Origin of the sequence: Bradyrhizobium vignae (genome assembly GCF_004114425.1) — a bacterium.
GTDB classification, from domain to species: domain Bacteria; phylum Pseudomonadota; class Alphaproteobacteria; order Rhizobiales; family Xanthobacteraceae; genus Bradyrhizobium; species Bradyrhizobium vignae.
Window position 1 is genome coordinate 60,989 of record NZ_RDQF01000020.1, and the last position, 25,947, is coordinate 86,935.

The following is a 25,947-nucleotide window of genomic DNA, read 5'->3' on the forward strand; positions in this document are numbered from 1 at the left end:
TCAATAGGCGCGAGCGGCCGCCCCGCGGTCGACCAGCGCGAATTGCGACACGAACCAGCAGCCGTACCAGCGCAGCATCCACGGAATCGGGATGATCAAGCTGCAAGCCAGCGTGAACACCACCGATCGCCACAGGATCTGCCAGCCACTGCCATTGAAGACGACCTCGCGCCGCGTGCCCTCGATGTTCCGGCAATTCCAGCGCATCCAGAACGCGATCACCCAGGCCCAGCCGATGATGGTGATGGTCGAGATCATCATCAGCAGATACCAGCCGACATAGCCGATCGCGCTGCCCTGGAACGAAAGCGGCAGGCGCTCGCCGTTCGAGGTGAGATTGGCTACGATCCAGCGCAGGATCACCCAGGCGAGGAACGCATTGGCGATCGCTGCAAGGAGCGGCGCGAACGAGATGCCGGTGGCGCCGGCGTAAGTCAGGAGCGCGTTCAGCATCAGCGCCCACCAAATGTCCATCGGTTGGCCGGCGAAACCAAAATTCGGCCGGCCCGGCACCTGGATGTGCGAGGTGATGTATTGGTAGAACCAGACGGTGGCCCAGGGCGCGGGGATCACCAGCAGGATGCCGATCACGAACACGATGCTGCGGCCAAGAAGACCGAACGCGCTGAAATCAGCCGTTAGCGATCCGCCCGCAGCGCCACCGTAGCCACCGCCGCCCATCATCGGCGAGCCGCCGGCCGGAATCATCGGAGGTGCACCGCCGCCGAGCAGGCCCGGAATCTCGGCGGCCTTCTGCCAGCCGGCCATGCCCTCGGTCCAGACCAGCGTGTCTGGACGGACGATGCCCTGGGCGATGAGATCGCGGAACTGCCCTTCCGCAAAGGGCCCCTGCTGCTTGCCCTCGGATGCGTAGAACCAGCTCGCCATGAAACGTCCCCCTCGAACATAATTATGTACCGGCCGGGACGCTTCGGTTCACCGCATCCATGCCAAAAATGCATTGTGAAGGATCAACGGATGCCCTGTACAGAGGCGGCCGTTCGCATGGCGAGACGTTTTTCCGCTTCAACCTGCAACTTTTTTGTGCCATTTGCCCGGAAAGATGCCAGATTGACGCGGCGCCGGGGACATACGGCGCGGCGCATCCCGGGGAATAGGCCTGACCATGAAACTCGTCGTCGCGATCATCAAACCCTTCAAGCTCGATGAGGTCCGCCAGGCCCTGACGGCGATCGGCGTCCACGGCATGACCGTGACCGAGGTGAAGGGCTATGGCCGCCAGAAGGGTCACACCGAGATCTATCGCGGCGCGGAATATGTCGTGAACTTCCTGCCGAAGCTGCGGATCGAGATCGCCGTCGCCTCCGATGTCGCCGACAAGGCCGTGAGCGTGATCAGCGCCACCGCGCGCACCGGGCAGATCGGCGACGGCAAGATCTTCGTGACACCGATCGACCACGCGCTACGCATCCGCACCGGCGAGACCGACAGCGACGCGCTCTAAACACACCTCTTCGATCGCACGCGTCGATGCCGTTGCGTGCCAATCAATTTCGATGCCGGGGGAAATGACATGGCGGGACTGTTGCGCCGCGTAGCCATCATGGCTGCGCCGATCGGATGCGTGTTGATGATGGTTTCGCCGGCGCGCGCGGCCTCCGAGATCAACACCGCCGATACCGCCTGGATGATCGTCGCCACCGCGCTGGTGCTGATGATGACGATCCCGGGGCTCGCGTTGTTCTATTCCGGCATGGTGCGGAAGAAGAACGTGCTCGCCACAATGGCGCAGAGCCTCGCCGCGGTGACGCTGATCTCCATTCTCTGGGTCGCGTTCGGCTATTCGCTCTGCTTCGTCGGCGACGGACCGTGGATCGGCACGCTCGACCGTTGGTTTCTCGCCGGCATGACCATGGACAGCGTCAACCCTGCTGCGAAGACCATCCCGGAATCGCTTTTCATGCTGTACCAGATGACGTTTGCGATCATCACGGTGGCGCTGGTCGCGGGCTCGGTTGCCGACCGCATGCGATTCTCGGCGTATCTGTTGTTCTCGGTCGCCTGGTTCATCTTTGTTTACATTCCGCTGGCGCATTGGGTGTGGGGCGGCGGCTTCCTCGCCAGCACGGGCGTTTTGGATTTCGCCGGCGGCCTCGTCGTGCACCTGTCGGCCGGCACCGGCGGCCTCGTCGCGGCCAAGGTGATGGGGCGCCGTCACGGCTACGGCACCGAGAATCTCTCGCCGTTCGATTTGTCGCTCGCCGTGATGGGCACCGGCCTGTTGTGGGTCGGCTGGTTCGGCTTCAACGGCGGCTCGGCGCTCGGCGCGAACTCGCGCGCGGTGATGGCGATCACCGCCACTCATCTTGCCGCCTGCGCGGGCGCGCTGACCTGGGGCGCGATCGAATGGTCGACGCGGCGCAAGCCCTCGGTGCTCGGCATGATCTCCGGCGCGGTGGCCGGGCTCGGCACCATCACGCCAGCCTCCGGCTTCGTCGCGCCCTGGCACGGCATCGTCATCGGCGTCATCGCCGGTGCGGTCTGCTACTGGGCCTGTACCTGGCTGAAGCACCGCTTCAACTATGACGATTCGCTCGACGTCTTCGGTGTCCACGGCATCGGCGGCCTGACCGGTACCCTGCTCGGCGGCGTATTCGCGACCAGCGCCATCGGCGGCACCGCCGGCCTGCTGGAGGGCCATCCCCAGCAGATCCTGATCCAGTTCTACGGGGTCGCCGTTACCTTCGTCTGGTCGGCGGGCGTCAGTTTCGTCCTGCTCAAGCTGGTCGGCCTGTTCGTGCCCTTGCGCGTATCCCGTGAGCATGAGCTGGAGGGACTCGATATCTCGCAGCACGGCGAAGCGCTCCAGTAAGCCATCGGCTGCCCGACCTTCATTCCGGGCTTGCACGACACATAAGCATGTGCTTATGTATCGTCATGACCGAAGCCGACATCTTCAAGGCGCTGGCAGACCCGACACGCCGCAAGGTCTTTGAGAAACTCGCTGGCGGAAGCCTGAATGCCAGCGCGTTGCGCGATGGATTGGAGATCAGCCAGCCAGCGATGTCGCAGCATCTGTCGGTGCTGCGCGCGGCAGGTCTCGTGCGCGAGCAGCGGCAGGGCCGCTTTGTCAATTACGAAGTCGACCCGGACGGAATTGTCGCCATCGGGGCATGGCTCGCGCGCTATCGCGCCTATTGGCCGAAGCGTATGGAAGCACTTGCCGATCTCCTGAAGGACATGGACCAATAAGGACTGGCTCAATGAGCGACGCCGCAAAGCCTGATCGTCCGAACGAAGCGCTCGTGCTCGAATTCGATTTCGATGCACCGCCAACAAAGGTCTGGCGCGCCGTGACCATTCCCGAATTGCGCGAGCGCTGGTTGCCGGATTGCGATCTTGCGGGCGCCGAGCCGGAATCGTCGATCGCGGGCGAGGAGGTGCGCTACCGGCTTCGCGATTCCGAACCGCCGTTTCGCGAAAGCCACGTCATCTTCCGGATCGAACCGAACGAGGACGGCGGCACCCGCTTTCGCATCATCCAGCAGGCCTGCGACATCGGCGCAAAGCTGCCGCAAGCCGCCAACAGCAATTGCTGCGTGATGCGCGCGGCGGCTTAACACCAAACGGACTTCATCCCCTGCAGACATGGAGGTCGCCGATGCGCGACATGCTTCAGCTCGTCCCTATGGTCGTCGAACAATCCGCCCGCGGCGAACGATCCTTCGACATCTACTCGCGGCTTTTGCGCGAGCGGATCATCTTCCTCAACGGCGAGGTCAATGATGCGATGTCGGGCCTCGTCTGCGCGCAGCTCTTGTTTCTGGAAGCGGAGAACCCGAACAGGCCGATCAATCTCTACATCAATTCCTATGGCGGCGTGGTCACCAGCGGCCTCGCGATGTACGACACCATGCAATTCATCAAGGCGCCGGTTCATACGCTGTGCATGGGCACCGCGCGTTCGATGGGCTCGTTCCTGCTGATGGCCGGCGAGCCCGGGCACCGCGCGGCCCTGCCGAACGCCAGCCTTCACGTCCATCAGCCACTCGGCGGCTTTCAGGGCCAGGCATCCGACATTCTGATCCATGCCAACGAGATGCAGGAAACCAAGCGACGCATCATCCGGCTCTATGCGCGGCATTGCGGGCGGTCCGAGGAGGAGGTGGAACGGACGCTGGACCGCGACCACTTCATGACTGCGCAGCAAGGCGTCGAATGGGGATTGATCGATCGGGTTTTTGCGGCGCGCGACGCCGCCTGATCGACCCAATGGCGGCCTTCGGCCCCCCAGGCTTGGATCAGGAAGTCCGGCTTGCAGCGCGTATCGCGTGAGCAGGAACCTGAGAGGTGGATGGTTTGCAGCAGGGCGAAGCCCTGCGATAGGCACGTGCGCTACGTAATTACCTTCCCGCTGCCCGGCACGTGAGCAACATTGTGTCGACGGCCTGTCGTGCCCGAGATTTGAGCAGACGTGACCACGTTTTGAGCGCGACGTAATAGCGCACCGCAGCGCAATACCAGTCAACCGCGAAAACGCCCGTTTTCATAATCCGTTAGGCAATGAGGCTGATCTGGCACGGCATTTGATTCTAAGGGGTCCGGCTGTGCCCGCGTAGTGAAAATTCTCCCTCGTGGCGAACCAGTCGAGAAACGCCCGGCCACGTCCGGACCGGGCCCAAGCGGGGATAGGACCCATGAAAATTGTTATGGCGATTATCAAGCCATTCAAGCTTGAAGAAGTCCGTGACGCCCTGACCGCCATCGGCGTTCACGGTCTCACGGTGACGGAAGTCAAGGGATATGGCCGCCAGAAGGGCCATACGGAAATCTATCGCGGCGCCGAATATGCCGTGAGCTTCCTGCCCAAGATCAAGATCGAGGTCGCTGTCGCCTCCGACCAGGTCGACAAGACCATCGACGCCATCACGTCCGCGGCGAAAACCGGACAGATCGGCGACGGCAAGATCTTCGTCATCAATCTCGACCATGCGGTTCGCATCCGCACCGGCGAGGCCGATGCCGCGGCCCTCTGACTTCGCGCTCAACCTTATCCAATCAGGAGTAAACAATATGACGTTCAAGCGTCCCTATGGCGCGGGATTGGCGGCTCTCGCAGTCGGCCTGTTCGCTGCGACCGCAGCCTACGCCGAGCCAACGGTCAACAAGGGAGACAACGCCTGGATGCTGACATCGACAGTGCTGGTGCTGTTGATGACGATCCCCGGTCTCGCGCTGTTCTACGGCGGCCTCGTCCGTTCCAAGAACATGCTCTCGGTACTGATGCAGGTGTTCTACACCGTCTGCGTCGTCACCGTGATCTGGGCCGTGTACGGCTACAGCCTCGCCTTCACCGGCGGCTCCGACTTCATCGGCGGCTTCTCCAAGGCCTTCATGATGGGCGTCACCACCGACTCGAAGGCCGCGACCTTCTCGGTCGACGCCAACATCTCGGAGCTCATCTATATGTGCTTCCAGATGACCTTCGCGGCGATCACGCCCGCCCTCATCGTCGGCGCCTTCGCCGAGCGCATGAAGTTCTCGGCCATCGCTCTCTTCATTCCGCTCTGGGTCACGCTGATCTACTTCCCGATCGCGCACATGGTCTGGTACTGGCCCGGCCCGGACGCGATCCAGGATGCGGCCAAGGCGCTGGCTGCGGCGGGTGATGCGGCGGCGAAGACCGCGGCGCAGGCCAAGCTCGACGAGATCAACGCCGACGCCGGCTGGATCTTCAAGAAGGGCGCGATCGACTTCGCGGGCGGCACGGTGGTGCACATCAACGCCGGCATCGCAGGCCTCGTCGGCGCTCTCCTGATCGGCAAGCGCGTCGGCTACGGCAAGGAGCTGATGGCTCCGCATTCGCTGACCATGTCGATGATCGGCGCCTCGCTGCTCTGGGTCGGCTGGTTCGGCTTCAACGCCGGCTCCAACTTGGAGGCCAACGGCGGCGCTGCGCTCGCCATGACCAACTCCTTCGTCGCCACCGCAGCCGCCGCGCTGTCGTGGATGTTCGCGGAGTGGATCGTGAAGGGTCATCCGTCAGTGCTCGGCGTCATCTCCGGCGCTGTCGCGGGTCTCGTGGCCGTCACGCCCGCTGCCGGCTTCGCCGGCGTGATGGGTGCGATCGTCCTCGGCCTCGTCGTCGGCGTGGTCTGCCTGTTCTTCTGCACCGTCGTGAAGAACGCGCTCGGCTACGACGACTCCCTCGACGTGTTCGGCGTACACTGCATCGGCGGCATCGTCGGCGCCCTCGGCACCGGCATTCTGGTCAACCCGGCGCTCGGTGGTGCGGGCATCATCGACTACACCGCCATCCCGCCCAAGGTTGCCGATTACGACTTCGCGGCGCAGATGATCTCCCAGCTCTGGGGCGTCTGCACCACGCTCGTGTGGTCGGGCGTCGGCTCGGCGATCCTCTACAAGGTCGTCGATGTGATCGTTGGCCTCCGCGCCAATGTCGAGAGCGAGCGTGAAGGCCTCGACATCACCGAGCACACCGAGCGCGCCTACAACATGTAACCGTCTCCTCCCGGGCGCGGTCTCCTAGGGGACCGCGTCCACAACTACGGTTCGGGCACATACCCGGCAATGCCCCGACCGTTGAGGGGCTCCAGCGCAAGCTGGAGCCCCTTTCTTTTGATCGGCGCGTTGAAGAAAAAGATTGCCATTCCGCGAAGCCGGCGCAGAAATGTCGACCTCAAGAACAACAATCGGGAGGTCGTCATGCGTTTGGAAGGCGGATGCTATTGCGGCGAGGTGCGCTATGTCGCCGAGGGCGACCCGATGATGCAGGCGCAGTGCCATTGCCGCGAGTGCCAATACATCTCGGGCGGCGCACCCAACACCTTCATCGCGATGCCGGCGGCAGGCTTCACCTACATCACCGGCCAACCGAAGCAGTTCAGGCGCAAGGATCTCGAACGCGCCGTCACGCGCGAGTTCTGCGCCGAATGCGGCACGCACCTCGTGACCAAGGTTCCAGGCCTGCCGGCCGCAGTCGTGAAGGTTGGCACACTGGACGAGCCGGAAAAATTCAAGCCGCAGATGGCGATCTACACCTGCGACATGCAGGAGTTCCACACCATCCCCGCAGGCATGAAGACCTTCGAGAAGCTGCCGGGGCACTAAGACCGAGCCGCGAAGGCGGTGCGCCCCCTCCCGCAAGCAAGCGGGAGAGGTGGGAGCCGCCATGCATCCCGTTGCAATCCGGTCCCATTATTCCCGCTCTGGACGGGAGCGGCGGCCGATGGTTAATCGCGTCTTAACCTCGCCCTATCTATGGTGAACTGAACCGCTTCCCGCCGGCGCCTATGGTAGCGACCGGCCGTTCCAAGAGTGCTGGCGTCAAGAATGGCTATGACCGCTTCATCCCGTGCGCCGCAGGCCAGTGGAAGCTCCGATTCCGAGCGCTCGCCTTTCGTCCGGTTGAATGAGCTTTTGGCCCCGCATCAGCCGGGCAAGCCCTTGATTTCGCTTGCGGTCGGCGAGCCCCAGCATCCCGTGCCCGACTTCGTCGGCCCAGTGCTGGCCAAGCACATCGCCGAATTCGGCCGTTACCCCGCGAACAAGGGCACCGACCCGTTCCGCCACGCCGCCGGCGCCTGGCTGTCGTCGCGATTCAAGCTGCCGCGGCCGCTCGACCCCGAGAGCGAGATTCTCGTCCTCAATGGCAGCCGCGAGGGGCTGTTCCTCGCCGCGATGGCGGCCGCGCGCTATGTCGGCCCGCGCCCCGGCAAGCCTGCGATCCTGATGCCGAACCCGTTCTATCCGGTCTATGGCGCCGGCGCGCTCGCAGCCGCTTGCGAGCCGGTCCATCTGCCGACAACGGTCGAGAACGGCTTCCTGCCCGATCTCGACGCCATCGATGAGGCGACGCTGGCGCGCACGGTGGCGTTCTATCTGGCCTCGCCCGCCAATCCGCAGGGCTCGGTCGCGAGGCCCGACTATTTCAAGCGACTGAAGCAGCTCGCCGATCGCTACGGCTTCGTGATCCTGAGCGACGAGTGCTATTCCGAGATCTACACCCGAGAGGCCCCCGGCAGCGCGCTGGAATGTGCCGGTCCCGGTTTCACCCGCGTCGTTGCGTTCCAGTCGCTGTCGAAGCGCTCCAACCTGCCGGGCCTGCGCGTCGGCTTCGCCGCCGGCGACAAGAAATTCATCGGCATGTTCCTCGAGCTGCGCAACATCGCCGCGCCCCAGGTGCCGGTGCCGCTCCAGCATGTCGCGACCGTCGCCTATGGCGACGAGGCGCATGTCGAGGAGAACCGCAGGCTCTACCGGATCAAGTTCGATCTCGCCGACCAGATCATCGGCAATCGTTACGGCTATCGCCGCCCCGATGCCGGCTTCTGCGTCTGGCTCAACACCTCAGAAGTCGGCGACGACGTGTCGGTGACACTCAAGCTCTTCAAGGAAGCAGGCGTGCGCGTGGTGCCCGGCAGCTTCTTGGCGCGACAGCAGCCCGACGGATTCAATCCCGGCGCGGGCTACATCCGCCTCGCGCTGGTGCAGGATGGCGAGACGACGGCGCAGGCGCTGCACCGTCTGGTCGAGACTCTGGGTTAGGCGGGGCCCGTGAGCATGTCGGCAATCGAACGTGTCATTCCACTGGTCGCTCATCTGCCGCCCTCGATCCGCGAGGGGCTGGCGCGGCGCATGCGCGAGCTTACCGGGCTTGGCATGATCGCGCTGGCAGGTGTCGCCTCGGCGGCGCTGATGACGTGGTCGGTGCAGGATCCCAGCCTCAGCCACGCCACCTCGCGGCCGATCCGCAACATTCTCGGCTATGCCGGTGCCATCGGCGCCGACCTTGCGATGCAGATCCTCGGGCTCGGCGCGATCATGCTGGTGCTGACGGTTGCGGTCTGGGGCTGGCGCATGATGACGCATCGCCCGTTCGACCGCGAGGCGCTGCGGCTCGGCTCCTGGATTCTCTGCACGGTGATCGCGGCGGGCTTCGTCAGCTGCTGGCCGCATGGCGGCGCATGGCCGCTGCCGACCGGACTCGGCGGCGTGGTCGGCGATGCCCTGGTGCGCGCGCCCGCCGTGATTTTCGGACCGGCCGGCACGATCTATCGCATGGTGCTGGGCACGATCCTGTTCGCCGCGATGGCCGCGAGCTTCCTGATCGCCTGCGGCCTCGGCGCACGCGAGCACGACGACGAGCTTGCGGAGATCGAGAACGACGACAAGCCGCTCGACGAGGACGAGGAGAGCGATCGCGGCTCCGTGTCGCTGGGCTGGCTGTTCCATGCGCTGATGAGCACGAAGGCCCGGCTGATCTGGCTACTGGGCGCTGCCTACCGCGCGCTGGTCTCGAGCGGACCGAAGACCAAGGCCGCTCAGTTCAGCCGCCAGGAGCCGAATCTCGGCGGCGGCCGCGCCGCACCCTCGATCTCGCCGCAGGCCGAGGACGAGGACTACGAAGACGAGCACGAGGAAGAAGAGGTCGAGGAGGAGGAAGAGGAGGAGCCCGCCGCGCGCGCCCCGAAGAAGAGGGCTGCGACGAAGGCCGCTTCCAAGAAATCCTCCGACAAGTTCGATCTTCCGTCCGTCTCCATGCTGGCCGCGCCGAAGGCTGGCGATCGCCAGCCGCTGAGCAAGGCCGAACTGGAGACCAATTCCCGTTCGCTCGAAGGCGTGCTGCAGGATTTCGGCGTGCGCGGCGAGATCGTGAAGGCCAATCCGGGCCCCGTGGTCACGCTGTACGAGCTGGAGCCGGCGCCCGGCATCAAGTCCTCGCGCGTGATCGGTCTTGCCGACGACATCGCCCGCTCGATGAGCGCGCTCTCGGCCCGCGTCGCCGTCGTGCCCGGCCGCAACGCGATCGGCATCGAGCTGCCGAACGCGCATCGCGAGAAGGTTTACCTGCGCGAATTGCTGGTGGCGAAGGAAGCGACCGACACGGTCGCGAAGCTGCCGCTCTGCCTCGGCAAGACCATCGGCGGCGAGCCCGTCATCATCGACCTCGCCCGCACGCCGCACATGCTGATCGCCGGCACCACCGGCTCGGGCAAGTCGGTCGCGATCAACACCATGATCCTCAGCCTGGTCTACCGGCTGCGCCCTGATCAGTGCCGGCTGATCATGGTCGATCCGAAGATGCTCGAACTCTCCGTCTATGACGGCATTCCCCATCTGCTCACGCCCGTCGTGACCGACCCCAAAAAGGCGGTGGTCGCGCTGAAATGGGCCGTGCGCGAGATGGAGGAGCGCTACAAGAACATGGCCAAGCTCGGTGTGCGTAACATCGACGGCTACAACACGCGCCTGCTCGAATTGAAGGCCAAGGGCGAGGAGCCGACGCGCACGGTGCACACCGGCTTCGACAAGGAGACCGGCAAGGCGATCTACGAGGAAGAGAAGCTCTCGCTCGATCCGCTGCCCTACATCGTCATCATCGTCGACGAAATGGCCGACTTGATGATGGTCGCCGGCAAGGACATCGAAGGCGCGGTGCAGCGTCTCGCGCAGATGGCGCGCGCCGCCGGCCTGCACGTGATCCTGGCGACGCAGCGCCCGTCGGTCGACGTCATCACCGGCACCATCAAGGCGAACTTCCCGACCCGCATTGCCTTCCAGGTCACCTCCAAGATCGACAGCCGCACCATCCTCGGCGAGATGGGCGCCGAGCAGCTGCTCGGCCAGGGCGACATGCTCTACATGGCCGGCGGCGGCCGCATCAGCCGCGTGCACGGTCCGTTCGCTTCCGACGAGGAAGTCGAGAAAGTGGTGCGTCACCTCAAGACGCAGGGGCAGCCGGAATATCTCGAAGCCGTCACCGCAGAAGAGCCGACCGAGGACGAGGACGGCGCCGTGTTCGACGCCACCGGCATGGGCGGGGATGGCGGCGGCGATCTATTCCAGCAGGCGGTTGCGATCGTCAAACGCGATCGCAAGGCTTCGACCAGCTACATCCAGCGCCGCCTGCAAATCGGCTATAATCGCGCCGCGTCTCTGATGGAGCGCATGGAACTGGAAGGCATCGTCGGTCCCGCCAACCACGCCGGCAAGCGCGAGATTTTGGTCGAGGAAGAAGACAGCCATATGTGAGGCGAGGAGCCTCTGAAACCTAATTTCACGCAAAATCGATATCTGCTTTTGCCCGAAATCACGCTAAAAGGCGCCCAGCCATACAGGACGACGCGTTGATCAGACATCCGGACATTCGATTCGCTGCCCTCATCGCCGCGCGAAGCGCGCGCGTGGCCGGCGTGCTTCTCGTCACCGCCGCGATGGCGACCGGTGCGACGCTCGCGCAGACCGTGCCGGTGCCGAAGCCTGCGCCGAAGGGCCGCGATGGCGCTCCGGCCGGCGGTGGCCCAGCCGTCACCGGCGCGACGCAGACCCCGCCGAATCCGGTGATTCCGGATCCGCGGCGCAACGTGCCGAGCAGCATCTTCCAGACCTTCGATGCCAACCAGAAGGCACAGGCCGCCAAGGTCAGCGCCTATCTGTCGTCGCTTCAGACATTGGTCGGGAATTTCGTCCAGGTCGGCCCCGACGGCAGCAAGACGCAGGGCGATTTCTACATCCAGAAGCCGGGCAAGGTACGCTTCGAATATGACGCGCCGAGCCCGATCGACATCATCGCCGACGGTTCGTCCCTGGTGGTGCGCGATCGCAAGCTCGCGACCCAGGACGTCTATCCGCTGTCGCAGACGCCGCTGCGCTTTCTCTTGTCCGACCGCATCGACCTGATGAAGGACACCAACGTCGTCAACGTCTCGGCCGACGACGTCTATGTCAGCGTCACCATCGAGGAGAAGCAGGCGCTGGTCGGCACCAGCCGGCTGCTCCTGATGTTCGGTGCCAAGGACGGCCAGCTCAAGCAGTGGACCGTCACCGATCCGCAGGGCTATGACACCACGATCGCGGTCTACAATCTGGATTCGAGCAAGAAGCTCGATCCCAGCATGTTCAAGATCGATTTCACCAATTACGGCCCGTCGCCGGGTTGAGAGCTGATGGGTTGCTCCGACGGTCGTCATGCCCGGGCTTGTCCCGGGCATCCACGTTTTGGGTGCTACAAAAAGGCGTGGATGGCCGGGTCAAGCCCGGCCATGACGGATGGAGTTTGTTAGATCGTCCCCATGCGTCTTTCCCTGACAACCTGGAACATCAATTCGGTGCGGCTGCGCATCGATCTGGTCGCGAAATTTGTCAAGAGCGCGCGGCCGGAGGTGCTGTGCCTGCAGGAGACCAAGTGCATCGACGACGCCTTTCCGATGAAGCGCTTCAAGCGGCTCGGCTACGAGCACGTCGCGCTGAACGGTCAGAAGGGCTATCACGGCGTCGCCATCGTCTCGAAGATTCCGTTCGAATCGAAGGACATCCGCACCTTCTGCGATAAGGTGGATTCGCGGCACATCTCGGTGTCGTTCGGCGAGAACGCGGGCATCGCAAAGCCGCTGGTGCTGCATAATTTCTACGTGCCCGCGGGCGGCGACATTCCCGATCCCGCGCTGAACGAGAAATTCGACCACAAGCTTCGCTTCCTCGACGAGATGACGGCGTGCGAGCCGCTGCATCCGCGCGGTGAGGATCGCCATATCCTGGTCGGCGATCTCAACGTTGCCCCGCACGAGAACGACGTCTGGTCGCACAAGCAGCTTCTGAAAGTCGTCTCGCACACGCCCGTCGAAACCGAGAAGCTGAAGGCGGCACTCGCCGCCGGCGAATGGGTCGACGTCGCGCGCGAGCGCATTCCGATGTCGGAGAAGGTCTATACGTGGTGGAGCTACCGCTCCGCCGACTGGACCGTCGGTGACCGCGGCCGCAGGCTCGATCACATCTGGGTCTCGCGCGCGCTGAAAGACGCGGTGCAGGATTTCAGGATTCTGCGCGACGCGCGCAGCTGGGAGCGGCCGTCGGATCACGTGCCTGTCACGGTGACGCTGGAGGTGTGAGGCCCTGTCATTGCGGGGCGCGCGGAGCGCGAGCTGTGGTGCGCCCGGAATGACGAGCGGAGAGAGCTACGACGTCAGCTTCGCGCCCGCCATCAAGATATCGCTGGCGATCTGGCTGGAGCGCACCGCGAATTCGTCGCGCAGGCGTACGGCCGCGGCGGGATCGCTTTCGAGCACACGCTGGAACAGGCTGCGTGCGACGCGGATGACGGAGGAATGCTCCAGCGCGATCGCGCTCGACGGCCGCTTCATCGGCACCACCAGCGCGAGCTCGCCGATCAGCGCGCCGGGACCTGCGATCATCTCGGCGCCGGCGCCGTCCTCAACCCGGAAGGCGCCGCGCTGGACCACGAAGCCGGCATCGGCGGCGTCGCCGAGATTGAACAGGACGTCGCCGCGGACGAAATCGCGCTGCTCGGAACCGATCGCCAGCATGCGCAACGAGGCGTCTCCCAACAGCCGCAGTGTCGGGACACGCTCGAGAAGCGCTACGTCGTCGTCGATTGACATTCAGGTCCGAGGCTCAAGGGCACGCCATCTAAAACGATTCGCGCGCCCCCGAAGCGTATCACGGCACCAGCTTGTAGCCACCGGCTTCCGTGACCAGGATTTCCGGGTTGGCCGCATCCTTCTCGATCTTCTGGCGAAGGCGGTAGATGTGGGTTTCCAGCGTATGGGTGGTGACGCCGGAATTATAGCCCCAGACCTCCTGGAGCAGGGTCTCGCGCGACACCGGCATCTGGCCGGCGCGGTAAAGGAAACGCAGAATGGCGGTTTCCTTCTCGGTGAGGCGGACCTTGCGCGCATTGGCCGCGGTCAGCATCTTCGAGCCCGGGCGGAAGGAGTAGGGGCCGACCGAGAACACCGCGTCCTCGCTGGCCTCGTGCTGGCGAAGCTGGGCGCGGATGCGGGCCAGCAGAACGGCGAAGCGGAACGGCTTTGCCACATAGTCGTTGGCGCCGGATTCCAGGCCCAAGATCGTGTCGGAATCGGTGTCATGCCCGGTCAGCATGATGATCGGCGCCTTGAAGCCGCCCTTCCGCAAGGAGCGGACAACCTCGCGGCCGTCGGTGTCGGGCAGTCCGACATCCATCAGGACGAGATCGGGAGAATTGGCTTTGGCGGCGCTCGCACCCTTGGCGCCGGTATCGACGGCGGAAGCCTCGAATTCTTCGTGTAGCGATAATTGCTCCACCAACGTATCGCGCAGATCGGTATCGTCATCCACGATCAGGATCTTGCGGGCATTGGCCATGGGGGGTCATCCTTTTAGGTCCGGCTCGGCGCGCATCCATGCCGCACCCAGCCGCGAGGGAAAGTTTAGGGTCGCCGTTATTATTATTGTTCGTGTTGAAGTAGTGGGCTGTTACCGATTCACAAGCCAGAACCACTCTAACTCAGAATATCAGGGCGTTTTGATGAATGTCCTGTAATGAATCCGACATTCCACGTTCACATGAAAAATAAAGCAGCATCAGTTGGTTACGCCAGGAATCGAAGCGCCAGGCCGCTCTCCGCGATCCGTGTTAGGCCTGCCGCCGGCAATCCGCGCAGGGGTTGGCTGACGGCCGGAGCACTGACCATCCCGGTGGCGCTGGGGCGGGGCGGCATTCTGGCCAACAAGCGCGAGGGCGACGGCGGCACCCCCAGGGGCAGCTTCCGTCCGATGCGGTTGTGGTGGCGGGGTGACCGGCACAGCCGGCCCCAGACGTTCTTGCCGACGCGGATGATCACCGGCGTGGACGCCTGGTGCGAGGATCCACGGGATCGTCACTACAACCGGAGCATCCGGCTCGGCGAGGGGCAGGGCGGTGACCGGCTCAAGCGGGCAGACCATCTCTACGACTTCATCGTCGAGATCGACCACAACACGCGACCACGCATCGCCGGCCGCGGCAGTGCGGTGTTCTTGCACCTCGCCCGCGACAATTTCGGCCCGACCGCGGGCTGCGTCTCCATGACCAAATCTGCGATGCTGCAATTGCTGCGGCGCTTGGGCCCGCGAACAAAAATCATCATCGGGTGAGGGGCATGCTCGACGAGGATCCACGGGATCGTCACGACAACCAGATGATCCGGCTCGGCGAGGGGCAGGGCGGTGACATTTGTGTAGGCGCGGCACACTCCGCCATCATTGCGAGCCCATCTCTCTCCACACGTCATTGCGAGGCGCCCTTGCGGCGAAGCAATCCAGAATCTTTCCGCGGAGGGACTCTGGTTTGCTTCGCTTCGCTCGCAATGACGAAATCGACAGAGTTAGGGCAACATCGGCCCTCGCCGACGGCAGCTACCGATGCCCGAAGATCGCGCTGCCGACGCGCACATGGGTAGCGCCCAACATGATGGCGGTCGCAAAATCCGCGCTCATGCCCATCGAGAGATTCTTCAACCCGTTGCGCGCGGCGATCTTTGCGGTCAGCGCAAAATGCGCCGCTGGCGGCTCGTCGACCGGCGGTATGCACATCAGTCCGGAGATCGTCAGCCCATAAGTGTCGCGGCAGCTTGCAAGGAACGCGTCGGCCTCGCCGGGCGCGACGCCGGCCTTCTGCGGCTCCTCGCCGGTATTGATTTGGACGAAGAGCTGCGGGTGCTTGTTCTGGGATTCGATTTCCTTGGCTAATGCTTGGCAAATGCTCGGGCGATCGACCGAATGGATGGCGTCGAACAGCGCGACCGCGTCTTTCGCCTTGTTGGATTGCAGCGGCCCGATCAGATGCAGCGCGATATCGGGGTAAACAGACGTGAACGCCGGCCACTTGCCTTTGGCCTCCTGCACCCGATTCTCGCCGAATACGCGCTGCCCGGCGGCGATAACCGGGGTAATTGCATCCGCCGCGAAAGTCTTGGACACCGCAATCAGCGTCACGGCAGCACGATCACGCTGTGCGTCCCTGCAGGCGCGTGCAATTTCGGCTTCAACCGCGGCAAGCGCGTTTGGTGAATGGCCGGTTACCGGCGCGGCATTGGCTTCTGTCATGACGTCTCTTGGCTGTTCGTAGCCCGGAGTTAAGTCCAATTTTACCGAGTTCAAGAAACAGTTTTTGAACCCTTCGCTTTACCTTAGCCCATGGGGTGGTAGCGAAGATGGCAAGCGTCAGTCTCAACCGCAAACGAGCGAAACTCAAGCAGGTTCTCGGAATCCGGGCGCGGCTCGCGTTGCTCGCGGTGATTCTTGTGGCGCCCTTGATGCTCGAGCGCATCCGTTCGCTCGAAAACACGCGCGCGCGGCAGATCGCGCAAGCTGCGGCCGAATTCACCACGGTGGCAAGGCACAGCGCCGATGCGCAGCGTGAGGTGATCTCGTCGGTCGAGACCATCCTGAAATCGGAAGCCTTCATCCGTGCCTCCGCCGGCGGCATCAGCAAGAGCTGCGACGTGCTGCGCGCTAGTCTGCCGTCGAACCTTCCCTGGATCCGCACGCTTCTGATCGCCGGCCAGGACGGGCGCATCCAATGCGCCACCAACAACATGTATGTCGGCCTCGATCTCAGTGACCGGCCGTACTTCCAGCAGGCACAGGAAACCGGCGGCTTCATACTGAGCGACTTCATCATGTCGCGGCCGGTGCCGTCACCGACGGTCATGGCGGTTTATCCGGTCTCCGCCTTCAGCGGGGTACCTGATGCCGTCGTGCTCGCCACCGTCAATCTCGACTGGATGTCGAAGGTCATGAGCAATCTGGGCGGTCGTGCCGGCATCACCGCGGTGCTGGTCGACAGCGCGGGCACCGTGCTGGCGGCTCCGGCCGATCAGCACAGCGCAGTCGGCCGTCCGCTCGACAACATGCCGCTGATGTCCGCGATCGCCGACAAGGCGCTGCGGTCCGACCAGGACGAGGGTTCACTGTCTTTCCTCGCCGCCGACGGCTCCCGCCGTGCGGTCAGCTTTATCCGCATCGCCGGAACCAATGCCCGCCTGATCGCCAGCATCGACGAAGACAAAGTGTCCGCAGCGGTCAGCCGCGACATCCGCACCGCGTATCTGCAGCTCGCTTTCGTCCTCATGTTCGTCCTGCTCGGCGCGCTGATCGCCGCCGAGAAACTGGTGATCAAGCCGATCGAGATGCTCGCCGACATGGCGAAGCGTCTCGGCGAGGGCGACCTGTCGGCCCGTGCGGCACGCAGTCGGCTGCCGGCCGAGTTCGTGCCTCTCGCCCGCGCGTTCAACGCGATGGCCGCCCAGCTCAGTCAGCGCGAGCGCGAGCTGATCGCGAGCAACGACCGCCTGACGGTGATGGCCTCGATCGACATGCTGTCGGGGCTTGCCAATCGCCGCGGCTTCCAGGGCCGACTCGATTTCGAGTGGATGCGCGCGCAGCAGTACGGCAGCGACCTCGCGCTCCTGATGATCGACGTCGATCATTTCAAGCTGTTCAACGATACCTACGGCCATCTCGAAGGCGATTCCTGCCTGACGCGGCTCGGCGAACAGCTGTCCGGCATTGCCGCCGACACGATGGGGTTTGCGGCGCGCTATGGCGGCGAGGAATTCTGCCTGCTGCTGCCGAACACCGACGTGACGCGCGCCGTTGAGATCGGCGAGCAGGTGCGCGCGGCCGTGCTGAAACTCTGCCTGCCGCACATCACCTCGAACCACATGATCGTCACGGTCTCGATCGGCGTTGCCGCGACAAAGCCGAATGAGACCCTGCGTCCCGGCGACCTGATCGAAGCCGCCGACGCCGCGCTCTACGCCGCCAAGCATCGCGGCCGCAACAACGTCGTCGAGCACGGCGTGCAGGCGATCGAGATCGGCCCGACTGAGATGATGCTGGCGGCTAACGCCTAACCCGCAGCCCCGGCCCGCTCGAGCTCGATCTCGGTCACCACGCGATTGCGGCCGCCGCCCTTGGCGAGATAGAGCGCGCGGTCGCAACGCTCGATCAGATCGGTAATCGCCTCGCCCGCTCGGTACTGCGCCACGCCGATCGACACGCTGATGTTGGGCAGGGTCTCGCCGGACGAGCGGCGCGTGATCGTACATTCGGCGATCGCGCGCCTGATGCGTTCGGCGATCCCGGTGCAAGTGGCGAGATCGGCGTCCGGCAGCACCGCGATCAGCTCCTCGCCGCCATAGCGGGCCGGCAGATCCTGCGCGCGAACCTTTTCGCGCAGCACCTTGGCCATCAGGCGCAGCACCTGGTCGCCGACGCCGTGGCCGAAATTGTCGTTGAAGGACTTGAAGTGGTCGATGTCGAGCAAGAGCACGCTGAGCGGCTCGCCCCATTCCGCAGTCGCCTGCGCCTTGCGCAGGAACTCATCGAGCGCCCGCCGGTTCGCCAGGCCCGTCAACATGTCGGTCCGGGCGCGCTGCTCGGACCTCGACAGCGAATCGCGGATCACGTCGAGCTCGCGGGTCTTTTCCGCGAAGCCTGCCTCCAGCCGTGTCGCCCTTGTGGCGGCCCGCGCCAGCTCGTTCATGAGCTGGGCGACCAGCAGTTTTGGATCGACGCCGGCCCTGCCCTGGTCGGCCACCTGGCTGATGACTTGCATCTGCGAATGATTGTCGGCGATCGCAGTCGCCAGAAACTCCTTCGCGGCCCCCATGAGTGCCTGCAGCCGCTCGGAGGTCTCGACCGCGACGGTACCCACCTGGGGCGCGACATAGGTCTCGAACAGACCCTGATTGGTTCGGGCGTCAAAGGGACGATTGTGGTCGATCAGGAAATCGACGGCGTTGCGAAGATCGTCTTGGGTGCCGGCGAAATACTGGAACCAGACGGCAAAATTGGCGGGGGTCGGTGCAATCCGCTGTTCGGCCATGCTCCGCATCGCCCGCCCGGCGACGGACGCGGCATAGTCGTAATCGGGATCGTCGAAGCTGGAATCCATCGCGTTCATGCGGCCTTGTCGGGCCGCAAATTGGCATCGACCCCTTAATCACACCCCAACGCCAGCCCTCGTAGTTATGCGGAGGCGTGGTCAAAGTTTCAAAACGCGGCAACCCATTGACCCCCTGAGGCCTTCTATGGCCTAGTCCGCCGTCTTTAGACGGCCGAACCCAAGAAAACCCAACGATTCCATGACCTCCGAACGCTATAACGCCCGCGACGCCGAACCGCGCTGGCAAGCTACCTGGGACCAGCAGGCGATCTTCGTCTCGAAGAACGACGACCCGCGGCCGAAATATTATGTGCTCGAGATGTTCCCCTACCCGTCCGGGCGCATCCATATCGGCCATGTCCGGAACTACACGCTCGGCGACGTACTGGCCCGCTTCATGCGCGCCAAGGGGTTCAACGTGCTGCATCCGATGGGGTGGGACGCGTTCGGCCTGCCGGCCGAGAATGCCGCCATCGAGCGCAAGGTCGCGCCGAAGGCCTGGACCTACGACAATATCGCCGCGATGAAGAAGCAGCTCCGCTCGATCGGGCTGTCGCTGGACTGGTCCAGGGAGATCGCGACCTGCGATCCCTCCTATTACAAGCACCAGCAGAAGATGTTTCTGGACTTCCTGCGCGCCGGTCTCGCCGAGCGCGAGAAGCGGAAGGTGAACTGGGACCCCGTCGACATGACCGTGCTCGCCAACGAGCAGGTGATCGACGGCCGCGGCTGGCGTTCGGGTGCTGTGGTCGAACAGCGCGAGATGAACCAGTGGGTCTTCAAGATCACGAAGTACTCGCAGGAGCTGCTGTCCGCGCTGGACGGGCTGGAACGCTGGCCCGACAAGGTGCGGCTGATGCAGCGCAACTGGATCGGCAGATCGGAAGGCCTCTTGATCCGCTTCGCGCTGGATGCGGCGACGACGCCGGCCGGCGAGAGCGAGCTGAAGATCTTCACGACGCGCCCGGACACGCTGTTCGGTGCGAAGTTCATGGCGATCTCGGCGGATCATCCGCTGGCACAGGCCGCTAGCGCGAAGAACCCGAAACTTGCGGAGTTCATCGCCGAGATCAAGAAGATCGGCACTGCCCAGGAGATCATCGACACCGCGGAGAAGCAGGGTTTCGACACCGGCATCCGCGCGGTGCACCCGTTCGACCCGACCTGGAAGCTGCCGGTCTATGTCGCGAATTTCGTGCTGATGGAATACGGCACCGGCGCGATCTTCGGCTGCCCGGCGCACGATCAGCGCGACCTCGACTTCGTCAACAAGTACAATCTCGGCAACACGCCGGTCGTGTGCCCCGAAGGCCAGGATCCCAAGTCCTTCGTCATCACCGACACCGCCTATGACGGTGACGGCCGCATGATCAATTCGCGCTTCCTCGACGGCATGACCATCGATCAGGCCAAGGAAGAGGTGGCGAAGCGCCTCGAGAGCGAGCTGCGCGGCAATGCGCCGGTCGGCGAACGTCAGGTGAATTTCCGCCTGCGCGACTGGGGCATTTCGCGCCAGCGCTATTGGGGCTGCCCGATTCCCGTCATTCACTGTCCGAAGTGCGATGTGGTGCCGGTGCCGGATGCCGATTTGCCGGTGAAGCTGCCGGAGGATGCGACCTTCGACAGGCCGGGCAACGCGCTCGATCATCATCCAAACTGGAAGCACGTCGCCTGCCCCAAATGCGGCGGCAAAGCGCAGCGTGAGACCGACACCATGGACACGTTCGTGGATTCGTCGTGGTACTTCGCGCGCTTCACCGATCCCTGGAATGAGGCCGCGCCGACGACGCCTGCGGTCGCCAACCGGATGCTGCCGGTCGATCAGTATATCGGCGGCGTCGAGCACGCGATCCTGCATCTGCTCTACAGCCGCTTCTTCACCCGCGCGATGAAGGCGACCGGACATATTGCGCTGGACGAGCCGTTCGCCGGCATGTTCACGCAAGGCATGGTGGTGCACGAGACCTACCAGAAGGCCGACGGCACCTACGTGCAGCCGGCCGAGGTGAAGGTCGAGGTCGGCGGCAACGGACGCCGCGCAACGTTGCTCACCACAGGCGAAGACATCCAGATCGGCCCGATCGAGAAGATGTCGAAGTCGAAGAAGAACACGGTCGATCCTGATGACATCATCGAGACCTACGGCGCCGACGTCGCGCGCTGGTTCATGCTGTCGGACTCCCCGCCCGACCGTGACGTGATCTGGAGCGACGAGCGCGTCCAGGGCGCCTCGCGTTTCGTGCAGCGGCTGTGGCGGCTGGTCAACGATTCCATCGAAGTCGGCAAGAGTGCGCCGGCAGCCCGGCCGGCCAGCTTTGGCCCGGACGCCACTGCCCTGCGCAAGGCCGCCCACGGCGCGCTGGACAAGGTCACCACCGGTATCGAGCGGCTGCACTTCAATGTCTGCCTCGCCCATATCCGCGAATTCACCAATGCGTTCTCGGAGGTGCTCCAGCGCCCCGGCCAGCCCCCGGCCGATCTCGCCTGGGCGATCCGGGAAGCAAGCCAGATTCTGGTCCAGCTGTTCTCGCCGATGATGCCGCATCTGGCCGAAGAGTGCTGGCAGATTCTTGGACACGAGGGACTGGTTTCGGAGGCCGATTGGCCCCAAATCGAACGCGATTTGCTGGTTGAAGACAGCGTGACCCTGGTGGTCCAGGTCAACGGCAAGAAGCGGGGTGAGGTCACAGTTGCAACAGCGGCCCAGAATCCGGAAATCGAGGCTGCCGTTTTGGCCCTCGATGCGGTAAAGCTGGCCCTGGATGGCAAGCCCGTCCGCAAGGTGATCATCGTTCCCAAGAGGATCGTCAATGTTGTCGGCTAGGATCCGCATCGCAGCCCGCTTGCTGGCAGTGGCCGCGCTGGCGGCGCTGACGGCCGGCTGCTTCCAGCCGATGTATGCCGAACGCACCGACGGCACCCCCGGCCTGCGCGAGAAGCTGATGGGGGTCGAGCTCCCGCCGATCAACAAGCCCAATGCATCCCGAGAGGCCCGCGTTGGCGTCGAAATCCGCAATGCGCTGGCCTTCAAGCTTTACGGCACGGCGACGGGCATGCCGCCGACCCACCGGCTGGACATCCGGTTCACCACCAGCCGCTCCTCGCTGATCGTCAGCGCCGCGACGGGACTGCCGACCAGCGAAAATCTCGGCATCGACGCCCAGTACAATCTGATCGAGGTTGCGACCGGCAAGTCGGTCATGACCGGCTCGACCTTCTCGCGCGTATCCTATGACATGCCGGGATCCTATCAACGCTTCTCGCGCACCCGCGCCGTGCGCGATGCCGAGGATCGCGCCGCCAACGAGATCGCCGAGAACATCACCACCCGGCTCGCCTCGTTCTTCACCGCGGGCACCTAGTTCATTTCCGTCGTTCCGGGGTGTCCGAAGGGCGAACCCGGAATCCAGAGATTGTTGATCGAGATTCTCAGGCGCGCGAACGCGCCGCAGTTCGCGCTTCGCGCGCGCCGGGATGACAGTTAGGGCCATGGTCGCGCTGCGTGGAAAAGAGATCGACGCTTTCCTCGCCCGCCCCGATGCGGGCCGTCCGATCATCCTGCTCTATGGTCCCGATGCCGGCCTCGTGCGCGAGCGCGCCGATGCCCTGATCGCATCGGCCGTCGACGATCCCAATGATCCGTTCTCGCTGGTCAAGCTCGACGGCGACGAGCTTGCCGCCGAGCCTTCGCGTATCGTCGACGAAGCCATGACCGTGCCGCTGTTCGGCGGCCGCCGCGCCATCCGCGTTCGCGCCGGCTCGCGCAGCTTTGCTGGCGGAATCGACACGCTGGCCGAGATGAACGTGAAGGATTGCCGCATCGTGATCGAGGCCGGCGAGCTGCGCCCGGAATCGCCGCTGCGCAAGGCTTGCGAGCGCGCCAAGACGGCGGTCGCGATCGGCTGTTATCCCGACACCGAGCGCGACCTTGCCAAGCTGATGGAGGACGAGCTCCGCATCGCGAATTTGCGCATTGCGCAGGACGCCCGCGCGGCGCTGATGTCGTTCCTCGGCGGCGACCGCCAGGCTTCGCGCAACGAGCTGCGCAAGCTGACGCTCTACGCCCACGGCAAAGGCGAGGTCACGCTGGATGACGTGATGGCCGTTGTCGCCGACGCGTCGGAGCTGAAGCTCGACCCGATCGTCGACGGCGCCTTTGCCGGGCGACCCGACATCGTCGAGACCGAATTCGCCAAGGCCATGATCGCAGGCACCTATCCCGGCGTGATCATCTCCGCCGCCCAGCGGCAGGCTGCGTGGCTGCACAAATCCGCGCTCGCGATCGCCGACGGTACGCCGGCCTCCGCCGTGCTCGACGGCGGCTTTCCACGCCTGCATTTTTCGCGAAAGCCCGCAGTCGAAACCGCGCTGCGCAATTTCAGCCCGGCGCGGCTCGCCGCCATCATCGAGCAGCTCGCGACTGCCGCGCTCGACACCCGCAAGCAATCGACGCTAGCCGCCGCCATCGCCCAGCGCACGCTGATGGCGATCGCCGCGAATGCGAGGCGGCGGGGTTAGGCCTCCGATCGCTCGCCACGTCATTGCGAGCGAAGCGAAGCAATCCAGAGTCCGTCCGCGGAACGATTCTGGATTGCTTCGTCGCTGGCGCTCCTTCGCAATGACGCGAGGAGAAACTGGGGTCGAAAAAGGCGCTACAGCGCGCCCTTCGCCAGCCGCTTCATCACCTCATCGAGCTGATCGAGGTTGCGGTAGTTGATCTGCACTGAGCCGCCGGGATCGCGGTGATTGACCGTGACCTTGAGACCCAGCGCATCGCTGACGCGCTTTTCGAGATCGATCGTATCGGGGTCTTTTTGCTTGCCCCCGGTGGCGCGTGCCTTCTGCGGCTTGCGCTCCGGCACGCCTTCCTCGTGCGCGAGCGCCTCGGCCTGACGGACGTTGAGGCCTTCCTCGACGATGCGCTTGGCGGCGGCGAGCGGATCGGGAACGCCGATCAGCGCGCGGGCGTGGCCCGCCGTCAATTCACCGGTCGCGATGAAGGCCTGCACCTCGGCCGGCAGCTTCGTCAGCCGCATCATGTTGGCGACGTGGCTGCGGCTCTTGCCGACGACTCTTGCGATGTCGTCCTGGCTGCGTTTGAACTCGTTGGCGAGCGCGTAATAGCCCTGCGCCTCTTCCATCGGGTTGAGGTCTTCGCGCTGCACGTTCTCGACGATGGCGAACTCCAGGGCATCGCTGTCGCTGATGTCGACCGGCACGATCGGCACTTCGTGCAGGCCGGCCATCTGCGAGGCGCGCCAGCGCCGTTCGCCGGCGATGATCTCGTAGCGGTCATGCGCGCCCTTCACCGGACGCACCACGATCGGCTGGATCACGCCATGCTGCTTGATGGAGTCAGAGAGCTCCTTCAGCTCCGCGTCGGAAAAGGTGCGGCGCGGATTGCGCGGATTGGCCTTGATGAATTCGATCGGCACCTTGCGCTGCGCGCGCGGACGATCGACATGCTGAGCCTCGCCGCCGACATCACCGATCAGACTTGCAAGACCCCGGCCCAGTCGCGAACGCGCTTCGTCGGCCATCGCCAGCTCCCTTGGATTCACGGTGCAGCACTCCAGAACTGAATTTCAAATCGCAGGGTGGGCAAAGCGAAGCGTGCCCACCAGTTGTTTATGTGCGGAAGATGGTGGGCACGGCGAAGACGCCTTTGCTCACCCTACGGCACCACTAATGCGTCGTGCGCAGCTCGCGCTCGCGCTGGATTACTTCGGTGGCGAGACGCAGGTAAGCTTCGCTGCCGACGCATTTGAGATCGTAGACCAGCACCGGCTTGCCGTAGGACGGCGCCTCGGAGATGCGCACGTTGCGCGGGATCATGGTCTTGTAGACCTTCTCGCCCATGAACTGGCGGACGTCGGCGACGACCTGGTTCGAGAGATTGTTGCGCGAGTCGAACATGGTCAGCACGATGCCGTGGATCGACAGATTCGGATTGAGCGTCGAGCGCACCTGCTCCACCGTCTGCAAGAGTTGCGACAGACCTTCGAGTGCGAAGAACTCGCATTGCAGCGGCACCAGGATCGCGTCCGACGCCGCCATCGCGTTCACCGTGAGCAGGTTGAGCGAGGGTGGGCAGTCGATCAGCACATAGGTGTAGTCGGCGTCCGGCGAGACGTTGTTGTTGAGCGCGGCGATGGCATCGCGCAGCTTGAAGGCGCGGCCCGGCGTGGTGCCGAGCTCGAGTTCGAGACCGGAGAGGTCCATGGTCGACGGCGCGATGTGCAGCCGCGGCACCGCGGTCGAGACCACCGCTTCACGCAAGGCCGCTTCCCCGACCAGCACGTCATAGGTCGAGCAGGAGCGGTTGCGGCGATCGATGCCGAGGCCGGTCGAAGCGTTGCCCTGCGGATCGAGATCGACGATCAGGACGCGCTCGCCGATCGCAGCGAGCGCCGTGCCGAGATTGATCGCTGTGGTTGTTTTTCCTACGCCACCCTTCTGATTCGCCAGCGCGAGAATGCGCGGGTGACCGTGCGGGACCTCATTGGTCTCCTGGGCGGCCGGTTCTGGCTGCGGCTCGTCAATCACGCTCATCGCAATTCCCCACTCAACCCCTGAACGCCTCAGCTGCGCCGTTCGACGGACGTCAGTTCCACGATCCATCCGTCTCCGGTTCGGCTCGGATGGAGTTGAGGCTGAATATTCCAATATTTAGCGGCTTCGGTCAATTCAGCCTCTACATCTTGACCCTTGAGAAATAGCGCCTTTGCGCCTGGACGCATCAGCGGCTCCGCAAAGCCGATGAGTTGATGTAACGGAGCCAGCGCACGCGCGGTGACGCAATCGACAGGGCCAGTGATTCTATCCACATTATCCCCGATCTCAGCGAGATGTACGACTCCCGGAGACGCGGTAATGCGAATTGCTTCACGGAGGAACGCTGCCTTCTTGGCGATTCGCTCGACGAGATGGACGCTGGCGCCGGGCGTCTCGGCCATGGCGCAGGCGAGCACGACGCCGGGGAAACCGCCGCCGCTGCCGAGGTCGGCCCAGCGCTTTGCGGCCGGCGCGAGATCGACGAGCTGGAGCGAATCGGCGATGTGCCGGGTCCAGAGGTTTGGCAGGGTCGACGGCGCGATCAGATTGGTCTTGGCCTGCCACTCGCGGAGCAGCGCGATGTACCGATCAAGGCGGGCTTCCGTTTCATGTGAAACGGGAGCGAGCTTGAGCGCCGCAGCCTTGTCGGCGGCGATAGTGGCGTCGAGCGATTGATCGTTGGCGCTTGCCTTGTCCAC

Annotated in this window: 25 protein-coding genes; 17 read left to right on the forward strand and 8 right to left on the reverse strand. The window is 64.2% G+C overall.

Translation table 11 applies throughout. The annotated features are described in order from the left end of the window. Complete coding sequence (locus EAV90_RS18905; protein ID WP_129144339.1) at positions 1 to 888, reverse strand: DUF4339 domain-containing protein; 888 nt, start codon at positions 886 to 888, stop codon at positions 1 to 3. Between the two features lie 238 nt (positions 889 to 1,126). On the opposite strand from EAV90_RS18905, the gene EAV90_RS18910 reads away from it, so the two are divergent. From EAV90_RS18910 to xth, 12 genes are all read left to right on the forward strand, one after another. Next, complete coding sequence (locus EAV90_RS18910) at positions 1,127 to 1,465, forward strand: P-II family nitrogen regulator (RefSeq protein ID WP_122400282.1); 339 nt, start codon at positions 1,127 to 1,129, stop codon at positions 1,463 to 1,465. A gap of 69 nt (positions 1,466 to 1,534) precedes the next feature. Further along, positions 1,535 to 2,833: an ammonium transporter gene (locus tag EAV90_RS18915; RefSeq protein WP_129144340.1), complete on the forward strand. Its 1,299-nt coding sequence runs from the start codon at positions 1,535 to 1,537 to the stop codon at positions 2,831 to 2,833. Positions 2,834 to 2,898: 65 nt separating this feature from the next. Then, a complete protein-coding gene (locus EAV90_RS18920) occupies positions 2,899 to 3,213 on the forward strand; it encodes an ArsR/SmtB family transcription factor (RefSeq protein WP_129144341.1) in 315 nt (104 codons plus the stop codon). Positions 3,214 to 3,224: 11 nt separating this feature from the next. Continuing rightward, entirely contained in the window at positions 3,225 to 3,581 is a 357-nt protein-coding gene (locus tag EAV90_RS18925) for an SRPBCC family protein (RefSeq protein WP_129144342.1), read from the forward strand. Positions 3,582 to 3,622: 41 nt separating this feature from the next. Beyond that, a complete protein-coding gene (locus EAV90_RS18930; protein WP_122400278.1) occupies positions 3,623 to 4,225 on the forward strand; it encodes an ATP-dependent Clp protease proteolytic subunit in 603 nt (200 codons plus the stop codon). Between the two features lie 433 nt (positions 4,226 to 4,658). Continuing rightward, complete coding sequence (locus EAV90_RS18935; RefSeq protein WP_008142813.1) at positions 4,659 to 4,997, forward strand: P-II family nitrogen regulator; 339 nt, start codon at positions 4,659 to 4,661, stop codon at positions 4,995 to 4,997. Between the two features lie 37 nt (positions 4,998 to 5,034). Further along, positions 5,035 to 6,483, forward strand: coding sequence for an ammonium transporter (locus EAV90_RS18940; RefSeq protein WP_122400277.1), 1,449 nt, complete (start codon positions 5,035 to 5,037; stop codon positions 6,481 to 6,483). A gap of 204 nt (positions 6,484 to 6,687) precedes the next feature. Beyond that, complete coding sequence (locus tag EAV90_RS18945; protein ID WP_122406312.1) at positions 6,688 to 7,092, forward strand: GFA family protein; 405 nt, start codon at positions 6,688 to 6,690, stop codon at positions 7,090 to 7,092. A 222-nt stretch (positions 7,093 to 7,314) separates the two neighbouring features. Then, on the forward strand, positions 7,315 to 8,529 hold the full coding sequence (locus EAV90_RS18950) for an aminotransferase class I/II-fold pyridoxal phosphate-dependent enzyme (RefSeq protein ID WP_129144343.1): 1,215 nt from the start codon (positions 7,315 to 7,317) through the stop codon (positions 8,527 to 8,529). Between the two features lie 9 nt (positions 8,530 to 8,538). Next, positions 8,539 to 11,016 (forward strand): DNA translocase FtsK, encoded by a 2,478-nt coding sequence (locus EAV90_RS18955; protein ID WP_129144344.1) that lies wholly within the window; start codon positions 8,539 to 8,541, stop codon positions 11,014 to 11,016. Positions 11,017 to 11,168: 152 nt separating this feature from the next. Beyond that, entirely contained in the window at positions 11,169 to 11,924 is a 756-nt protein-coding gene (locus tag EAV90_RS18960; protein WP_122406311.1) for an outer membrane lipoprotein carrier protein LolA, read from the forward strand. 132 nt (positions 11,925 to 12,056) lie between these two features. After that, the gene (xth, locus tag EAV90_RS18970; protein ID WP_122400273.1) at positions 12,057 to 12,872 is read left to right on the forward strand and encodes an exodeoxyribonuclease III; all 816 of its coding nucleotides are present in this window, start codon (positions 12,057 to 12,059) and stop codon (positions 12,870 to 12,872) included. Positions 12,873 to 12,938: 66 nt separating this feature from the next. On the opposite strand, the gene EAV90_RS18975 is transcribed toward xth, so the two are convergent. Continuing rightward, positions 12,939 to 13,382, reverse strand: a complete 444-nt coding sequence (locus tag EAV90_RS18975; RefSeq protein ID WP_122400272.1) for a cyclic nucleotide-binding domain-containing protein — start codon at positions 13,380 to 13,382, stop codon at positions 12,939 to 12,941. 58 nt (positions 13,383 to 13,440) lie between these two features. Further along, positions 13,441 to 14,127 (reverse strand): response regulator transcription factor, encoded by a 687-nt coding sequence (locus tag EAV90_RS18980; RefSeq protein WP_008142830.1) that lies wholly within the window; start codon positions 14,125 to 14,127, stop codon positions 13,441 to 13,443. Positions 14,128 to 14,328: 201 nt separating this feature from the next. On the opposite strand from EAV90_RS18980, the gene EAV90_RS18985 reads away from it, so the two are divergent. After that, a complete protein-coding gene (locus EAV90_RS18985; RefSeq protein WP_162500053.1) occupies positions 14,329 to 14,898 on the forward strand; it encodes a L,D-transpeptidase family protein in 570 nt (189 codons plus the stop codon). Between the two features lie 261 nt (positions 14,899 to 15,159). On the opposite strand, the gene EAV90_RS18990 is transcribed toward EAV90_RS18985, so the two are convergent. Continuing rightward, entirely contained in the window at positions 15,160 to 15,849 is a 690-nt protein-coding gene (locus EAV90_RS18990) for a YggS family pyridoxal phosphate-dependent enzyme (RefSeq protein WP_129144345.1), read from the reverse strand. A 107-nt stretch (positions 15,850 to 15,956) separates the two neighbouring features. Here EAV90_RS18990 and EAV90_RS18995 point away from each other — a divergent pair, with 107 nt between their 5' ends. Then, the gene (locus tag EAV90_RS18995; RefSeq protein ID WP_129144346.1) at positions 15,957 to 17,660 is read left to right on the forward strand and encodes a diguanylate cyclase domain-containing protein; all 1,704 of its coding nucleotides are present in this window, start codon (positions 15,957 to 15,959) and stop codon (positions 17,658 to 17,660) included. Here the strand turns inward: EAV90_RS18995 and EAV90_RS19000 are convergent. Continuing rightward, positions 17,657 to 18,703: a GGDEF domain-containing protein gene (locus tag EAV90_RS19000; protein ID WP_208738517.1), complete on the reverse strand. Its 1,047-nt coding sequence runs from the start codon at positions 18,701 to 18,703 to the stop codon at positions 17,657 to 17,659. The two genes, EAV90_RS18995 and EAV90_RS19000, sit on opposite strands and share 4 nt — an antisense overlap. Positions 18,704 to 18,893: 190 nt before the next feature. Here EAV90_RS19000 and leuS point away from each other — a divergent pair, with 190 nt between their 5' ends. From leuS to holA, 3 genes are all read left to right on the forward strand, one after another. Continuing rightward, positions 18,894 to 21,518 (forward strand): leucine--tRNA ligase, encoded by a 2,625-nt coding sequence (gene leuS, locus EAV90_RS19005; RefSeq protein ID WP_122400268.1) that lies wholly within the window; start codon positions 18,894 to 18,896, stop codon positions 21,516 to 21,518. After that, a complete protein-coding gene (gene lptE / locus EAV90_RS19010; protein ID WP_122400267.1) occupies positions 21,505 to 22,056 on the forward strand; it encodes an LPS assembly lipoprotein LptE in 552 nt (183 codons plus the stop codon). The genes leuS and lptE overlap by 14 nt, the downstream gene beginning before the upstream one ends. Positions 22,057 to 22,183: 127 nt before the next feature. After that, positions 22,184 to 23,212: a DNA polymerase III subunit delta gene (gene holA / locus EAV90_RS19015; RefSeq protein WP_129144368.1), complete on the forward strand. Its 1,029-nt coding sequence runs from the start codon at positions 22,184 to 22,186 to the stop codon at positions 23,210 to 23,212. Positions 23,213 to 23,346: 134 nt separating this feature from the next. On the opposite strand, the gene EAV90_RS19020 is transcribed toward holA, so the two are convergent. The 3 genes from EAV90_RS19020 to rsmG all read right to left on the reverse strand — a co-directional run bounded on the left by EAV90_RS19020 (position 23,347) and on the right by rsmG (position 25,947). Continuing rightward, positions 23,347 to 24,234 (reverse strand): ParB/RepB/Spo0J family partition protein, encoded by an 888-nt coding sequence (locus tag EAV90_RS19020; protein ID WP_164937013.1) that lies wholly within the window; start codon positions 24,232 to 24,234, stop codon positions 23,347 to 23,349. Positions 24,235 to 24,379: 145 nt separating this feature from the next. Next, positions 24,380 to 25,246 (reverse strand): ParA family protein, encoded by an 867-nt coding sequence (locus EAV90_RS19025; protein ID WP_129144348.1) that lies wholly within the window; start codon positions 25,244 to 25,246, stop codon positions 24,380 to 24,382. A 29-nt stretch (positions 25,247 to 25,275) separates the two neighbouring features. Beyond that, the gene (gene rsmG / locus EAV90_RS19030; protein ID WP_208738515.1) at positions 25,276 to 25,947 is read right to left on the reverse strand and encodes a 16S rRNA (guanine(527)-N(7))-methyltransferase RsmG; all 672 of its coding nucleotides are present in this window, start codon (positions 25,945 to 25,947) and stop codon (positions 25,276 to 25,278) included.

Excerpts from the sequence above, each read along its gene's own strand:
- EAV90_RS18920 (WP_129144341.1), top strand. The coding sequence starts at position 2,899 with ATGACCGAAGCCGACATCTTCAAGGCGCTGGCAGACCCGACACGCCGC.
- EAV90_RS18990 (WP_129144345.1), bottom strand. The coding sequence starts at position 15,849 with ATGACAGAAGCCAATGCCGCGCCGGTAACCGGCCATTCACCAAACGCG.
- EAV90_RS18985 (WP_162500053.1), top strand. The coding sequence starts at position 14,329 with ATGAAAAATAAAGCAGCATCAGTTGGTTACGCCAGGAATCGAAGCGCC.
- EAV90_RS18910 (WP_122400282.1), top strand. The coding sequence starts at position 1,127 with ATGAAACTCGTCGTCGCGATCATCAAACCCTTCAAGCTCGATGAGGTC.
- EAV90_RS18945 (WP_122406312.1), top strand. The coding sequence starts at position 6,688 with ATGCGTTTGGAAGGCGGATGCTATTGCGGCGAGGTGCGCTATGTCGCC.
- xth (WP_122400273.1), top strand. The coding sequence starts at position 12,057 with ATGCGTCTTTCCCTGACAACCTGGAACATCAATTCGGTGCGGCTGCGC.
- EAV90_RS18925 (WP_129144342.1), top strand. The coding sequence starts at position 3,225 with ATGAGCGACGCCGCAAAGCCTGATCGTCCGAACGAAGCGCTCGTGCTC.
- EAV90_RS18905 (WP_129144339.1), bottom strand. The coding sequence starts at position 888 with ATGGCGAGCTGGTTCTACGCATCCGAGGGCAAGCAGCAGGGGCCCTTT.
- EAV90_RS18950 (WP_129144343.1), top strand. The coding sequence starts at position 7,315 with ATGGCTATGACCGCTTCATCCCGTGCGCCGCAGGCCAGTGGAAGCTCC.
- leuS (WP_122400268.1), top strand. The coding sequence starts at position 18,894 with ATGACCTCCGAACGCTATAACGCCCGCGACGCCGAACCGCGCTGGCAA.
- EAV90_RS19025 (WP_129144348.1), bottom strand. The coding sequence starts at position 25,246 with ATGAGCGTGATTGACGAGCCGCAGCCAGAACCGGCCGCCCAGGAGACC.
- EAV90_RS19000 (WP_208738517.1), bottom strand. The coding sequence starts at position 18,703 with ATGGATTCCAGCTTCGACGATCCCGATTACGACTATGCCGCGTCCGTC.
- EAV90_RS18995 (WP_129144346.1), top strand. The coding sequence starts at position 15,957 with ATGGCAAGCGTCAGTCTCAACCGCAAACGAGCGAAACTCAAGCAGGTT.
- EAV90_RS18980 (WP_008142830.1), bottom strand. The coding sequence starts at position 14,127 with ATGGCCAATGCCCGCAAGATCCTGATCGTGGATGACGATACCGATCTG.
- EAV90_RS18935 (WP_008142813.1), top strand. The coding sequence starts at position 4,659 with ATGAAAATTGTTATGGCGATTATCAAGCCATTCAAGCTTGAAGAAGTC.
- EAV90_RS18915 (WP_129144340.1), top strand. The coding sequence starts at position 1,535 with ATGGCGGGACTGTTGCGCCGCGTAGCCATCATGGCTGCGCCGATCGGA.
- EAV90_RS18930 (WP_122400278.1), top strand. The coding sequence starts at position 3,623 with ATGCGCGACATGCTTCAGCTCGTCCCTATGGTCGTCGAACAATCCGCC.
- holA (WP_129144368.1), top strand. The coding sequence starts at position 22,184 with ATGGTCGCGCTGCGTGGAAAAGAGATCGACGCTTTCCTCGCCCGCCCC.
- EAV90_RS19020 (WP_164937013.1), bottom strand. The coding sequence starts at position 24,234 with ATGGCCGACGAAGCGCGTTCGCGACTGGGCCGGGGTCTTGCAAGTCTG.
- lptE (WP_122400267.1), top strand. The coding sequence starts at position 21,505 with ATGTTGTCGGCTAGGATCCGCATCGCAGCCCGCTTGCTGGCAGTGGCC.
- EAV90_RS18940 (WP_122400277.1), top strand. The coding sequence starts at position 5,035 with ATGACGTTCAAGCGTCCCTATGGCGCGGGATTGGCGGCTCTCGCAGTC.
- EAV90_RS18975 (WP_122400272.1), bottom strand. The coding sequence starts at position 13,382 with ATGTCAATCGACGACGACGTAGCGCTTCTCGAGCGTGTCCCGACACTG.